Source organism: Citromicrobium bathyomarinum, from assembly GCF_038594605.1.
Classification (GTDB): Bacteria; Pseudomonadota; Alphaproteobacteria; order Sphingomonadales; family Sphingomonadaceae; genus Alteriqipengyuania; species Alteriqipengyuania bathyomarina_B.
The window spans coordinates 53,885-67,224 of the sequence record NZ_JBCFZM010000002.1; the positions used below are offsets into that span (position 1 = coordinate 53,885).

At 64.9% G+C, this 13,340-nt stretch carries 12 protein-coding genes; 8 read left to right on the plus strand and 4 right to left on the minus strand.

Annotation, left to right across the window (positions count from 1 at the left end; translation table 11 throughout):
- The first annotated feature begins 46 nt into the window (after positions 1 to 46).
- From AAG612_RS07145 to AAG612_RS07180, 8 genes are all read left to right on the plus strand, one after another.
- Positions 47 to 1,180, plus strand: a complete 1,134-nt coding sequence (locus AAG612_RS07145; protein ID WP_342508740.1) for a lipid A deacylase LpxR family protein — start codon at positions 47 to 49, stop codon at positions 1,178 to 1,180.
- Positions 1,162 to 2,454, plus strand: a complete 1,293-nt coding sequence (locus AAG612_RS07150; RefSeq protein WP_342508742.1) for a hypothetical protein — start codon at positions 1,162 to 1,164, stop codon at positions 2,452 to 2,454. Before AAG612_RS07145 ends, AAG612_RS07150 begins: the two co-directional genes overlap by 19 nt.
- A 232-nt stretch (positions 2,455 to 2,686) precedes the next feature.
- On the plus strand, positions 2,687 to 3,289 hold the full coding sequence (locus AAG612_RS07155; RefSeq protein WP_342508744.1) for an SDR family oxidoreductase: 603 nt from the start codon (positions 2,687 to 2,689) through the stop codon (positions 3,287 to 3,289).
- A 32-nt stretch (positions 3,290 to 3,321) separates the two neighbouring features.
- A complete protein-coding gene (gene thpR / locus AAG612_RS07160) occupies positions 3,322 to 3,858 on the plus strand; it encodes an RNA 2',3'-cyclic phosphodiesterase (protein ID WP_342508746.1) in 537 nt (178 codons plus the stop codon).
- 273 nt (positions 3,859 to 4,131) lie between these two features.
- Entirely contained in the window at positions 4,132 to 4,908 is a 777-nt protein-coding gene (locus AAG612_RS07165) for a lysozyme (protein ID WP_342508748.1), read from the plus strand.
- A complete protein-coding gene (locus AAG612_RS07170; protein ID WP_342508750.1) occupies positions 4,892 to 5,545 on the plus strand; it encodes a hypothetical protein in 654 nt (217 codons plus the stop codon). Before AAG612_RS07165 ends, AAG612_RS07170 begins: the two co-directional genes overlap by 17 nt.
- 94 nt (positions 5,546 to 5,639) lie before the next feature.
- On the plus strand, positions 5,640 to 7,907 hold the full coding sequence (locus AAG612_RS07175) for a M3 family metallopeptidase (protein WP_342508752.1): 2,268 nt from the start codon (positions 5,640 to 5,642) through the stop codon (positions 7,905 to 7,907).
- Between the two features lie 151 nt (positions 7,908 to 8,058).
- Entirely contained in the window at positions 8,059 to 8,895 is an 837-nt protein-coding gene (locus AAG612_RS07180) for a serine hydrolase domain-containing protein (protein ID WP_342508754.1), read from the plus strand.
- Here AAG612_RS07180 and AAG612_RS07185 read toward each other — a convergent pair.
- The 4 genes from AAG612_RS07185 to AAG612_RS07200 are packed head-to-tail and all read right to left on the minus strand — an operon-like array spanning position 8,776 to position 13,254.
- Entirely contained in the window at positions 8,776 to 9,522 is a 747-nt protein-coding gene (locus tag AAG612_RS07185) for an ABC transporter ATP-binding protein (RefSeq protein ID WP_342508756.1), read from the minus strand. The genes AAG612_RS07180 and AAG612_RS07185 overlap by 120 nt on opposite strands.
- Positions 9,519 to 10,484, minus strand: coding sequence for a FecCD family ABC transporter permease (locus tag AAG612_RS07190; protein ID WP_342508758.1), 966 nt, complete (start codon positions 10,482 to 10,484; stop codon positions 9,519 to 9,521). The genes AAG612_RS07185 and AAG612_RS07190 overlap by 4 nt, the downstream gene beginning before the upstream one ends.
- Positions 10,481 to 11,302 (minus strand): ABC transporter substrate-binding protein, encoded by an 822-nt coding sequence (locus tag AAG612_RS07195; protein WP_342510317.1) that lies wholly within the window; start codon positions 11,300 to 11,302, stop codon positions 10,481 to 10,483. The genes AAG612_RS07190 and AAG612_RS07195 overlap by 4 nt, the downstream gene beginning before the upstream one ends.
- Before the next feature lie 2 nt (positions 11,303 to 11,304).
- Complete coding sequence (locus AAG612_RS07200; protein WP_342508760.1) at positions 11,305 to 13,254, minus strand: TonB-dependent receptor plug domain-containing protein; 1,950 nt, start codon at positions 13,252 to 13,254, stop codon at positions 11,305 to 11,307.
- Between the last annotated feature and the right edge of the window lie 86 nt (positions 13,255 to 13,340).

Here is a 13,340-nt window from a genome sequence, read left to right on the forward strand (position 1 = left end):
ATGAAGTTGATGTATGAGGCTGGAAGGGGTCGGGGGAGAAAATCCGATGCTGCGTATAAGTCAAATGCTGTGGGTGTTCGCATTTGCGGCTTTCAACGCGACGGTAGCGGCGCAAGCCGGCGGGCCGGACGAGATCACGGTCTTTGAAGAAAACGACGTCATCAACCCTTTCAGCGAAGGGACAGACCGTTTCTACACTCAGGGCCTTCGGATCGAATGGTTTGACCATCATCGCAAGGCGGACGATGATTTTCTTCCCGCAGTCAGCAACGAAGCCTGGTGCAGCCTTTTGTGCGGAGATGGCGGAGATCGCGCGACCTTCCATTCCGGCTTCGCCATCCAGCAAACGATGTACACGCCCGAACGGATCGACATCGCGAGACCTCAGCCTTTCGAGCGGCCGTGGGCGGGTCTGTTGTCGGTTTCGCGTATCGCCCGCGCCACCTACCCGTCGTCCCACGGTGCGACACGTCGCGATACCATCGAGGTGTCGCTCGGCGTAACGGGGCCCCCTTCGCTTGCTGGCGACACCCAGATCTGGTGGCACGATGTGATCGGTGCTCAGCGACCGAACGGATGGGAAAATCAGATCGGCACCGAGCCGATCTTGCAGACCCGCTACGAATCGAGCCTGCGCTGGCCTCGGGAGAGCGGGGGCAATGCGGATTTCGTCGGCCGGGTGGGCTTCAATCTCGGCAATGCGCTGGTTTCGGCAGAATCGGACGCAATATTTCGGATTGGCTGGAACCTTACCGGGTTCGGGCCAAGTTCGATCCCCGGACCCAAGTCCTTCACTCTCCCTAACGCAGAGGCCCGTGCAAAAGTGGAGGACAAGAGATCGAGAACGAAGCGATCTGGTCGCGCGTCGGGGGCTGCTCCAAACGGCAACAGACGGACAAAATGGTTCGACAGCGGCAACCTTTTCGTGCGGGGCGGGCTCAGCGTAATCGCACACAGCATCGTCCTTGATGGCAACACCTTCGCAACGAACGACATCAGGATCGACCGCAAACTGCTGGTGCCCGAAGTGGCGATCGGCGCGCAGCTCAACCTGGTGGACGGGTTCTGGCTGACGGGGCAATTCGTCCATCGCGGCAGCGAATACCAGAGCATTCGTGGGCGTGACGCCGATCCGCAGGAATTCGGAGCGATCACGCTCGCATGGATCAGGCCGTTTTAGGAACCCCCAACAAGACTCAGCCCGATGCCCCGGGCCTATTTGGTGGAGAGAATGGGATGAGAAGAGTTTCGACAGGGCTGGGCTTTGCTGCCGCGCTAGCTTTCGCAGTCGTCCCGATATCCGTGGCACAGGCCGAGGATCAGGACGCGGCTGACGATAGCAATGCCGATGAGAAGTCCCCCCTCGAAGAGTTGACCGATTTCCTGAAGGCGCTTCAAGACGTTCGCGGGACTCAGACAAATCAGGTTACCGGCGACGACGAGAAAACCGGAAATTTCGAAATCCAGTTGCTCGGCATGAGCGCCGGAGCGAGCATCGCTAAGACTGTCGCAGACAACGCTTGCGAGAGGATAAATTGCGAAAAAGGGGAAAAGAAAGTTCTTGTACTTTCTCAGGGTGAGAATTTCTACTTCGGCCTGCCCAGTCGTATTGAAAAAATAATGGACGAATTGGTCGCTTCCGCTCCCGTTAAGGATGGGCCGAACGGACAGAAACTCATGCCCGACGAAACTCCGGTCACGAAGGTTTTCGGCGGAGACTTCATCGCAGCATTCGGTGCAATCACCGCCCTTTTGCGAAGCGATCGCACCCTCAAGGAACTCGCGATAAGCTCAGTATCGGCCCGTATGCTGGCTGACGCGGTAGCAGCCAATATCAGGGGTAAAAAAAGGAAGGTCACTGCCATCACTCTGGCCGGGTCGCCCGGAATCAGGTTTGACACTCACCAGACCGGTGACGGCGACTCGATCGCACTGCGAATGATCGAGAAGTACGGCGAATTACTGGACCTGCGAAGCGCCCTGTCGAGCTACGTCAAAACAGACGGTCTCGGTGATGAAGAGGTTAAGGAGATCACCGCTTGGCTCGAGAGCTTCAAGGCATTCAATGACGAAGCCATCGCTCTTACAGATGGCAAGCAAGCGCCATTGATCGTCGCAATTGAGACCGCCGATATCGAGCAAGATCTCGACTACATTCTGTTTGTCAATCTGCCGCTCAAGGGAGGAACACGCACCCAGTCCACCAATTTCGGGACCACTGTGCTCGGACTCGATCCCTATCGGGTGACAGGAGGCCTCGGTGCCACCTACCTGCTGTACGAGACACCGGCCAATGATCGGGCGGTACCCGTTGCCTGGGGCGCAATTACCTGTTCGACCGACGAACTGCGTCTGGATCAGGTGAGGGGAGCAGACTTCACCAAAGATAAAGAAGCGCGTTGCCAAACGGTAGGCCGGGCTCCCCCAGAAGAAGACAAGAAGAAGGAAACGTAACCAAAGAAGAAACCGACTGACAGGCGGCGCCGGAACTAGATTCCTCGAAATACTCATGCCGCCCCCCCGGCTGGCGCCATACACCTGTTTCAAAGCCCTCAAGTGATCGATATGACGAATCGATCGATGTCGAGCGCTCGCTATCGAGCGCGGCAATCTGGTCTCCACCCCGGAACCACCCTGCCACCCATCCGCTGATCCTTCGAAAGCCAAACTCGAAGGACCCACCCCCATGAACGTACTCGTCTCCGGCGCGACCGGGCACACCGGCCAGCGCCTCATCCCCCAGCTCATCCTAGCCGGCCATTCGCCCATCGCCCTCGTCCGCGACGGCTCCGACACCTCAACCCTCCCCGAGGGATGCGACACGCGCAAGGGCGACTTGACCGACCTGCCCGCCGATGTCTGCGAAGGCATCGACGCAGTGATCTTCGCCGCGGGATCGGGCAGCAAGACCGGGCCGGACATGACCGACAAGGTCGACCGCGATGGCGCGAAGGCGCTGATCGAACGGGCCAAGGCCGCAGGCGTGAAGCGCTTCGTGATGCTGAGCGCGCGCGGGGTGGACGATCCCGATCCGGACTCGGACCTCTATCACTACGCACTCGCCAAGAAGGCGGCTGACGAGCATCTGATCGCCTCGGGCGTGCCCTATGCGATCATCCGCCCCGGCGCGCTGACCAAGGATGATGGCAAGCGCGACATCCGCCTTGGCGACGATGTCGAAGGCGACGGCACCACCGCACGCGGCGACCTCGCCGCAGTGCTGGCGCGCGCGGTGGATGATGCTGCGCTGGAAAACCGCATCGTCCCGATGGAATCGGTCGGTATTTGACCTGACGCGCGGGACGACGGACAGAGGCTGCCATGCACCGCCTATTCGTCGCCCTGCGCCCGCCCCCGGAAATCCGCGATGCGCTGATCGATACTATGGAAGGTGTCGAGGGCGCGCGGTGGCAGTCGGACGAGCAGTTGCACCTCACGCTGCGATTCGTGGGCGAGGTCGACGTGGCGCAGGCCAATGATCTGGTGAGCGCGCTGGAGGCCGTCACTGCGCCGCCCTTCACGCTGCAACTGCGCGGGCTGGGCACGTTCGTGCACAAGGGACGCGCCAGTGCGCTATGGGCGAAGGTGGAGGAGAGCGAACCCCTCGCCATTCTGCATCGCCGGGTCGAGCGGGCCTGCCGCGCTGCCGGGCTGGCACCCGAAACCCGCAAATTCGTGCCGCATGTGACCATCGCGCGGCTCAACGCCTCGACCAGGCCGATCGGCGGCTGGCTCGCCACGCACGGGCGGCTCGCACTGCCTGACTGGCGGGTCGATGCCTTCGCGCTGTTCGAAAGCCGGTTGGGGCGTTTCGGTTCGGACTATGCCCCTGTCGCGCGCTTCGCGCTACGCGACTGACGCCGGGTCCACGCAGAACCGCCATTCGCGAGCCCGCTTCGCTTCAAACCGTTGGACTCGCCGGACGAGTTGCGGACCCTATCGCGTGCCTGCCCGTTGATGGGGTGAAGGCGGCGGCGGTGCGCACTCCCCCTCCCTCCCCCAATCGCGCACCGCCGTTGCCCACACACCAGAAGAACAACCGCGAGGTACGCGGGCGTCAGGAGCAACAGGGATGATCGCCATAAAGGCGACAGGCAAAGCAGGTCGCGTCGAACGCCGGGATGGCGGACGATGAGCGGTACTGCATCCTCCCTCGGCGCTCCGCGCGACCATTCCGGCCCCTCGATCGCCCGCCGCCAGCGCGATCAGCGCGCCCGTTTGCGCTCGATGCGCAAGTCCGACAGTAGCGAACGCCGCCGACGTTGGCGCAAACGCCTGCTGCGGCGTGCGCCCATTGCAATCGCGGCGGTCTCGGTCGCGGCGGGATCTCTGGGAGCCTATGCCCCATCGCAAACCGCGAGCGACATTGACGGATGGTCCTACGAGACGAACCTCAAGACCAATCCCAACTTCACGCGCATGAACGCCTCGCTCCTCACCACAAGCGAGAAGATGCACAAGGCGCTCGCACAGGAAGAAGGCATTCGCCTGACCGTCTATCGCGATGTCGCAGGCTATCCCACGGTCGGGATCGGGCACCTCGTGCTACCCGAGGACAACCTGCGCGTCGGCGACCGGATTACCAGGCAGCAGGCCATGGCCTTCCTCAAGGCCGATCTCGCAAAGGCGGAAGCGGCGGTGGCCAGCGTGGTCGGCGATCTGAAGCTCTATCAGCACGAATTCGATGCGCTGGTCGATCTGGCCTATAATGTCGGCGAAGGCACCCTATCTCCCCGCAAGAGCCCGGCGCTGAACCGGGCCATCGAACGCAGAGATTATGACGGGATTGCACAGGAACTCGATTACCGTTTCGCCGACGGGCAAGTGGCTGGCGGGCTCGTCCACCGGTCCGAACGGCGCGCGCAGATATTCCTCGAGGCGAATTATGCGGATGTCCGCCCGGGCTAGGCTGGCGATCTTCGCCGGCGCGCTCGCGCTCGCCGCATGCACCCCCGCCACCGATGGCACGAACGGCGAAACCGTGGCCGAAGGCGGCGCCGTTGCAGCGAGCGAAATCGGTGAGGCGCAGGATAATTGCCTGCTGCTCGTCTGGCAGGAGCAGGAAAGCCGCAACGAACAATTCGATCTCGCGCACGACCTCGCCAACGGGGGCGCGATTTCTTGCGCGACCGGCACCAGCGCCAGCCAGTTCGACACCGCGCTCGCCGCCATCCGCGCCGCCGCGAGCAGCCAGGACAAGGCCGCGATCCTCGATGCGACCGGCCTCCCGCTGCTCTATATCGACAAGGACGGCAATCGCCGCGAGTTGACCGATCCCGACGATGTCGACGCCGCCTTTTCGGAAGTGTTCGACCAGGAGGTGCTGCAACTGCTGCGCGAGGTCGACCTCGATGCGATCACGGTGGTGCCCGACGAGGGCGCCTTCGTGCAGCTCGGCTCGGTCTGGCTGGTGGTCGAGCGCAATGGCGGCCGCCCCCGCATCGTCACGGTCAACAAGCAGGCGCTGGGCGAAGCCGCCGAGGCGGTGCGCGAAAGGGCGCAGGCAGGCGGGGGAACCGAAGCTCCCGCGAAATCGTCCGAATAGAGCATGAACAATCGGCCAGCCACTGTTCAACTCCACGCTGCTAGGCCATGAGCCAACGCAATTTTCATCGATAACCAAACCGGAGACCCGCAGAATGCGCATTCTTCTCGCCACCGCCGCAAGCCTCGCCTTGAGCGGCGGTTTTCACGGAGCGGCCATAGCCCAGACAAATACCAGCACCACCGTCACCACGCAGGATAGCCTCGAGGGCGCCAACTATTTCGAGCTGGAAAGCAGCCTGCCGTTCAAGGCGCCCGATTTCGATGCGATTTCGGAAGACGACTACATGCCCGCTTTCGAGAAGGCGATGGCGATCCAGAAGGGCGAAATCCAGCGGATCGTCGACAATCCCGCCCAGCCGACGTTCGAGAACACGATCGTCGCGCTCGAAAAGTCGGGCCGCATGCTGAGCCGCGTGGGCGCGGTGTTCTTCCATCTCACCGGCACCAACACCAATGATCGCCTCGACGAGATCAATACCGAGATCAGCCCCAGGCTTTCCGCGCATTCGGACAGCATCGTCCTGAACCCCGAACTGTTTGCGCGGGTGAAGGCGGTGTACGACAATCGCGCAGCTATGAGCATGACGCCCGAAGACGCCAAGCTGTTGGAAGAAACCTACAAGAGCATGGTCCATGCGGGCGCGGAACTGACCGACGCCGAGCGTGAGCGGGTCAAGGAAATCAACACCGAGCTTTCGACCGTCACCACCGAGTTCGCGCAGGAAGCGCGCAATGCGATGGCGGATCAGCCGGTGTTCTTCGACAGCCGCGAAGATCTGGCCGGCCTTTCCGAAAGCGACATCACCTCCGCCGCCAAACTGGCCGAGGAAGAAGGCCAGCCCGGCAAGTACGCGATCGCGCTCCAGAACACGACGCAGCAACCGCTGCTGCCGAGCATGGAAAACCGCGCCGCGCGCGAGAAGCTGTTCATGGCGAGCTACCACCGCGCCGACGGCACCACCGATGTCGACACGCGCGAACTGGTCGCCAAGATCGTCGAACTGCGCGCCGAGAAAGCCGCGCTGTTCGGCGAGCCCGACTGGGCCAGCTACACCATGTATGACCGGATGGTCGAAAGCCCGCAGGCCGCACTCGACTTCATGGGGCAGATGGTCCCCGCGCTGGCCGAAACCCAGCGTCGCGAAGGCGCGCTGCTGACCGAGAAGATCGCCGAAGAGGGCGGCGATTTCGAGGTCCAGCCGTGGGACTGGTATCGTTATGCCAACCAGATCAAGGCCGAGCAGTACCAGGTCGATGACGACGAAGTGATGCAGTATTTCCAGCTCGACAAGGTGCTGGAAGACGGCGTGTTCTACATGGCCGAGAAACTCTACGGCCTGACATTCGAACGGCGTACCGACCTGCCCGTCTATCACCCCGATGTGTGGGTCTACACCGTGAAAGACCGCGACGGTTCGGATCTGGGCGTGTTCTACTTCGACCCGTTCCAGCGCCCGTCAAAGCGCGGCGGTGCATGGATGAGCAACTTCGTCGACCAATCCTATCTGTGGAACGAGAAGCCCGTCATCTACAACGTGCTCAACATTCCCAAGGCGCCGGACGGCGAGCCGCAGCTGGTCAGCTTCGACTGGGTGAACACCGCCTTCCACGAATTCGGGCATGCGCTGCACGGTTTCTTCGCGGATCAGACTTATCCCAGCCTTTCAGGCACGGCGACCGCGCGAGACTTCGTGGAATACCCGAGCCAGGTCCACGAAATGTGGGCGACCTACCCCGAAGTGCTGCGCAACTACGCCAAGCACGTCGATACGGGTGAAACGATCCCGACCGAGCTGGTCGACAAGATCGAGGCATCGTCCAAGTTCAACCAGGGCTACGACTTCGGCGAAGTGGTCGAGGCCGCGCTGCTCGACATGAAATGGCACGCGCTCTCGAAAGCAGAGGCTGCGGCGATCGACACGCCGGAGAAGGTCTCTGCCTACGAAGACAGCGCGCTGCGCGATCTGGGGCTGGAGGTCGATCTGGTGCCGCCGCGTTACCGCACGACCTACTTCAACCACATCTTCTCGGGCCCTGCAGGCTATTCGGCCGGGTACTACAGCTATCTGTGGACCCAGATGCTGGACCGCGACAGCCGCGCTTGGTTCCTCCAGAACGGTGGCCTGACGCGCGAGAATGGCGATCACTATCGCGAGACCGTGCTCAGCCAGGGCGGCACGCGCGATTATAGCGAGATGTATCGCGACTTCGCAGGCCGCGATCCGGATGTGCAGTACATGCTGATCGCGCTGGGCCTGGCGGAAGAACAGCCCGGCACGCCCGAGCAGACCGCCGGGGACTCCTCCGACGGCAAGCTGCCTGCCGGGGCGGTGGACGGCGGCGCATCGAGCGCAAACTAGGCGCGCGGCGCTTCGGCGCCCGCACTATCCGATTGAGGAAAGGCCGGGTCTGCGCACCCGGCCTTTTCATTTCGACCAAAGACATGGTTCGACCTGCCTCATGCTGTATTGGTGTATTAGATTGCTAAACCAGCAGCGGAGGGAAAGTTGCATGAGATGGGTTGGAATTGCCGTCGGTTCGATCGCACTGGCGGGGGCGGCACCGCTCATGGCCCATGGCATGAGCGCGGAACAGGCGCGCCAGACGCTCGATGCGAATGCGCCCGGCCTGCTCGAAGCGAACGACGTGCCGAGCGTGGCGGTCGGTTATATCGTGGATGGCGAGGTTGCCTGGACTGCGGTCTATGGCGAGCGTGCGCCGGGAGAACCCGCCGACGCGAACACGCTCTACAATATCGCCTCGCTTACCAAGCCGCTGGTGGCGGAGACCTTCCTGCGCATGGTCGCCAGGGACACGCTCGACCTCGATACCCCGCTGGCGACGCAGTTCGTCGATCGCGACCTCACCGACGACCCGCGCGCGCAGAAAATCACGCTGCGCCACGCATTGTCGCATCGCACCGGTATTCCCGACAACTGGCGCGATCGCATGGAGGGCGGCAAGCTCCGCCTCGACTGGGAGCCGGGCACGCGGGCACAGTATTCGGGCGAGAACTACGTCATGGCGGCCCACTATGCGACGGCCGCGATCGACACCCCGCTCGATCGCCTTGCACAGCAGGCCCTGTTCGTTCCGTTCGGGATGAACGACACCTTCTTCACGCCCGTCGAGGCATGGCAGGGCCGGGTCGCAGGCGTACCCGAACGGGCGCGGCGGGGAGGTTTCTCGCCGCTTCGCCTGACCGATAACGACGGCGGTTGGGCGCGCCTACCGCGTCACCGCCAGCACCCGCGCGCCTTCTTCGCCCAGCCAGTGCGCGTCCACGCCGAAGACCGCGCGCAGGTTCTCGGTCGAGAGCGCCTCGGCAGGCGGGCCGTCGGCGTGTAGCTTGCCATCCTTCAACAACAGCACCCGGTCCGCGATTTTGTGCGCAAGCCCCAGATCGTGGGCCACCGCGACCACCCCCCTGCCCTCGTCAGCCTGAGTGCGAAGATGCCGGGCGAGCGAGGCCTGAAACGCAAGGTCGAGCGATGCGAACGGCTCGTCCGCGAGGATGAAGCGCGGTTCGCCCGCCAGCACCCGCGCCAGCAGCACCCGCGCCCGCTCGCCACCGGAGAGCGTCGAGACCGGGCGATCCGCGAAATCCTCCAGCCCCATCGCCGCCAGCGCCGCATCGATCGGTTCGCGGCGTGCATCGCCATGCGCCAGCCGACCGAGCGAGACGAGATTGCGGACCGACAAGTCCCAAGCGATCTGCGGCTCCTGCGGCAGGTAGCCGATCGCGCGCGCGCGGGTTCGCGGATGCATGTCGTGCATGCGATCGCCATCGAGCAGCGCCTCGCCAGCGGACGGCACCAGCGCCCCGGCCAGCAGCCGCAGCAGGGTCGATTTGCCCGCCCCGTTGGGCCCGCAAATCGCGGTCACCTGCCCCTTGAGTATCCGCGTGGATACGCCGTGCAGCCGACCGTCCAGCGCAAGGTCGCGCACGTCGATCGCGGTCTTCTCATGCGTCATGTCAGACCCAACCCGCCGCCACGGCGCAGGCGCAGCAGCAGCCACAGGAAGAACGGCGCACCGATCAGCGACAGCGCAATGCCCAGCCGCAATTCGCTGACCAGCGGCAGCATCCGCAACACGCTGTCCGCCACCAGCACCAGCAGCGCGCCGCCAAGCGCGCTCGGCACGATCAGCGAGGACGGGCGGCGATCGGTCAGCGGGCGGACCAGATGCGGCACCATCAGGCCGACGAAGCCGATGATCCCCGCGACCGCCACACCGCTACCGATGGTCAGGCCCACGCCGAGCACCAGCAGCAGCAACAGCCGTTCCATGTCCACGCCCATCGAACGCGCCGCATCCTCGCCCAGCGTCAGTGCATCGAGCGCGGGTGCGGCGCGCGTCAGGATCGCGATGCCCAGCAGCGTCATCGGCGCGGCCAGTGCGACGTCGGCCCAGCTGCGATCGGTCAGCGCGCCCATCAGCCAAGTCACGATTTCGCTGAGCGCCCAGGGGTTGGGCGCAAGGCTGATCACGAGGCTGGTCAGCGCGCCCGCGAGGCTCGCGATCATCAGCCCCGCGAGCGTGAAGAGCGCGATCCCGCCGCCCCTGCCCGCCAGCAGCGCGAGCAGCGCCATCGCGCCGCCGGCGCCGACCAGCGCGAGCATGGGAAGGAGGAGACCGCTCGCCGTGTAGCCGAAGGAAAAGCTCAGCACCGCGCCCAGCGCCGCTCCGGGCGCGATGCCGAACAGGCCCGGATCGGCGAGCGGATTGCGCAGGTAGCCCTGCATCGCCGCCCCCGCCGCGCCGAGGCCCGCGCCAACGGTCACTGCGAGCAGCGCGCGCGGCAGCCGCAGTTCGGTGACGATGAGCAGCGCGCGTGCTTCGTCGAGCGAAAGGATGGCGGCGCGCCCCGCGACCAGCGACAGCGGGATCGCGACCAGCAGGCATACGAGCAGGATTGCCGAGGCGCGGCTCATGTCTGCTCATCCCGGATCGCGGCGAGGCGCTCGGCGGCGCGGATCAGGCTCGGCCCGCCGCAGAAATAGAGCTGCGGGGCAAACTCGGCGCGCCGCGTCGTCAACTTGCGCAAGGCGGGGTGCTGGAGCGTGCGCGATTCCTCGTCGCCCGATGGACCTGCGTGCAGCAACAGCTCGGGCGGGTCGATCAGCACGGCTTCCAGAGGCAGGCGGTCGCCCTGCCCCAGCCCGCGCGTCGCCGCGGCGGGTTGCAGGCCGACGCGGCGCATCAGATCGACCACCAGCGCCCCCTCGCCCGGCACGATTCCGCCCGGCTGCCACAGGATCGTCTGCGGGCCTTTGCTGTCGGTGGGAGGCGCGGCGGCGGCCAGCGCGGTTTCGATCCGTGCGACCAGCGCTTCGCCCGCCTGCGCTTCGCCGACCGCATCGGCCAGCTCGCGCACCTGCGCGAGGTTCTCCTCGACGCTGTTCGACATGCCCAGCACCACCACCGGAATCCCGAGCTGGTCCAGCGCGGCGCGGGTCGCGGGCGGCAGGAAGCTCGACGCGACCGCCATATCCGCATGGGCCGCGAGGATTTCCTCCACCGAGCCACTCGTGGCGGGCCAGCGGCGCGCCTCCTCCACCGGCATCGACCCGGCGGAGGGATCGTGGCTGTAGTGCGAGACCGCGACGAGCTTGTCGGGCGCGACCTCGGCGAGGATCGCATCGCTGCACGGGTTGAGGCTGACGATGCGCAATTGCCCCTCGGCGGGCGGCTCGGCCGGAGCCGAGCACGCTGCCGCCGCTAGTGCGAAACCTAGCGCGAGGCCGCGCATCGTCACAGCCCCACCCGGACTCCGGCAAACACCCCGCGCGGCGTCTGGTTGTACCCGGCGGCGGTCTGGTAATCCTCGTCGAAGACATTCTCGACCCGGCCGAAGAGCTCGACCGGGCGCTCGCCCGCAACCAGCCCCAGCGGCACCGCGACCCGCAGGTCGAGCACCGTGTATCCATCCAGCCGTCTCACGTTTGCCGCATCGTCGAAGGCCCGGCCCACGATCCGCAGGTCGCCGCCGATCACCGGCACGCCGACACTCTCGGGCGCAAGCGCCCAGTCGACCGACAGAGTGCCCGCGTGCTGCGGACGGCGGGCCAGTTCGTTGCCGAAATTGGCGGTGCCCTCGCTGCGATCCACGGCCTGCGTATAAGCATAGGCCGCACGCAGCATCAGGCCGTCGAACGGCGATGCGCCCGCTTCCACCTCGATCCCGCGAGCGCGCGCCTGCGCCACGTTATCGTATGTTCCGAAGGGCCGGTTCTCGCAAATGCCGGTGAGCGGCGCCGAGCAGCCGATGAAGCCGATCAGGTTCTCGCTATCGCGCTGGAACGCCGTGACGCTGGCATAGACCGGCGAAATCCGCGTGCCGTAGGCGATGCCCAGATCGTAGCTGGTGCTCTCTTCAGGCTGGAGCGTCGCATTGCCGTAATCGGAGAACAGCTGGTAGAGCGACGGAGCTTTGAAGCCCTCGCCCACGCTGGCACGCAGGCGCAGTCCGTCCGCGATTTCATAGGTCAGGTCGCCGCCGAAGCTGGTTGCGCCGCCGAAATCCTCATGCTCGTCCTGCCGCACGCCGACATGGCCCGAGAGCCCGCGAAACTCGATACCGAGCTGCGCATATGCACCGAAAATGCCGGTCTCCTCTCCGGTCGCCGCCCCGTAGGAAACGCTCTCGTATTGCGACCACAGGTTCTCCGCCCCGAAATTGACGATCAGCGGCCCGATCGGGCGCCATTCGCCGCGCAGTTCGACGCGTTCGGATTCGCCATCGCTTTCGAAGGTCGGCGCAGCGCCCGCACTCGGCAGGTTGTCGCGCTGCGTGTCCGAAAAGCTGTAGGCACCGCGCAAGTAGAGCGGCCCGCTATCGTAGATCGCGCCGATGCTGCCCGACTGCTGGCGCGTTTCCTGCACCTCGAAGGTGTCGGCCAGCGCGTAGGTGGGCGCAGGGAAGCCGTCGACCTCCAGCGTGCCCTCGGCATAGCGGTAGCTGCCGAACAGTTCGAACTGGCGCGAGATGTAGGCACGCGCGCGCAGGTTGCCCGCGAATTGATCGTACCCGTCGGCCTCGGTCCCGTTCGCAGCAGCGGAGAAACCGTTGGTGGTGAGGTAATTCATCGATCCGCCGATGAAGCCGATATCGCCCGCGATCCCGCCCTCGACGCTCGAAGAAACGGTATTGCGCGACCCTGCCTCGACCGATCCGGCAAGGCCGGTGCGTTCGATCGTGGAGGCGACCAGCACGCCTGCGAGGGCATCCGCCCCCCAGACGACCGAGTTGGAGCCGCGCAGCAGCTCGACCTTCGCGAGGTTGCTGGCCGAGAGCGTGCCGAAATCGAACGCGGTCGACGGGGCGGCCGTATCGGCGACGCGCACCCCGTCGATCAGCACGAGCAGCTGGTCGCTGGCCGCGCCGCGCACCGAAACCCCGGTGGTCGCGCCGAGCCCGCCATTGCGGTTGATGGTGACGCCGGGCACCCGCTGGAGAACGCGCGTGAGGTCGGGCCCCTGAATGTCGGCGATTTCCTCGTAACCGATCACCGTTACCGGCTGGCCGGAATCCTCGACCTCGCTGGGGTTGCCGGTGACCGTGACCGTAATCGATTCTTCGGGCGTCTCGTAGGCATCCGAAGCCAGCACGAGCGGTTCGTCGGCAGGGGGCGCCGCATCCTGCGCAAAGGCAGGCGCCGTCAGACCCAGGATCGAGCCACCCAGAAACAGAAATGTACGCATAATTCCTCCATCACAAGCATCACTGTCGCTCATGACGGAAGGCGTGGAATGACCCCGCGCCTTTCCTCCGCTGCCCCGGTGCACCC

Bases quoted from the DNA above. Each gene is read 5' to 3' on its own strand.
- AAG612_RS07145 (WP_342508740.1), top strand. From the start codon at position 47: ATGCTGCGTATAAGTCAAATGCTGTGGGTGTTCGCATTTGCGGCTTTC.
- AAG612_RS07150 (WP_342508742.1), top strand. From the start codon at position 1,162: ATGGATCAGGCCGTTTTAGGAACCCCCAACAAGACTCAGCCCGATGCC.
- AAG612_RS07155 (WP_342508744.1), top strand. From the start codon at position 2,687: ATGAACGTACTCGTCTCCGGCGCGACCGGGCACACCGGCCAGCGCCTC.
- thpR (WP_342508746.1), top strand. From the start codon at position 3,322: ATGCACCGCCTATTCGTCGCCCTGCGCCCGCCCCCGGAAATCCGCGAT.
- AAG612_RS07165 (WP_342508748.1), top strand. From the start codon at position 4,132: ATGAGCGGTACTGCATCCTCCCTCGGCGCTCCGCGCGACCATTCCGGC.
- AAG612_RS07170 (WP_342508750.1), top strand. From the start codon at position 4,892: ATGTCCGCCCGGGCTAGGCTGGCGATCTTCGCCGGCGCGCTCGCGCTC.
- AAG612_RS07175 (WP_342508752.1), top strand. From the start codon at position 5,640: ATGCGCATTCTTCTCGCCACCGCCGCAAGCCTCGCCTTGAGCGGCGGT.
- AAG612_RS07180 (WP_342508754.1), top strand. From the start codon at position 8,059: ATGAGATGGGTTGGAATTGCCGTCGGTTCGATCGCACTGGCGGGGGCG.
- AAG612_RS07185 (WP_342508756.1), bottom strand. From the start codon at position 9,522: ATGACGCATGAGAAGACCGCGATCGACGTGCGCGACCTTGCGCTGGAC.
- AAG612_RS07190 (WP_342508758.1), bottom strand. From the start codon at position 10,484: ATGAGCCGCGCCTCGGCAATCCTGCTCGTATGCCTGCTGGTCGCGATC.
- AAG612_RS07195 (WP_342510317.1), bottom strand. From the start codon at position 11,302: ATGCGCGGCCTCGCGCTAGGTTTCGCACTAGCGGCGGCAGCGTGCTCG.
- AAG612_RS07200 (WP_342508760.1), bottom strand. From the start codon at position 13,254: ATGCGTACATTTCTGTTTCTGGGTGGCTCGATCCTGGGTCTGACGGCG.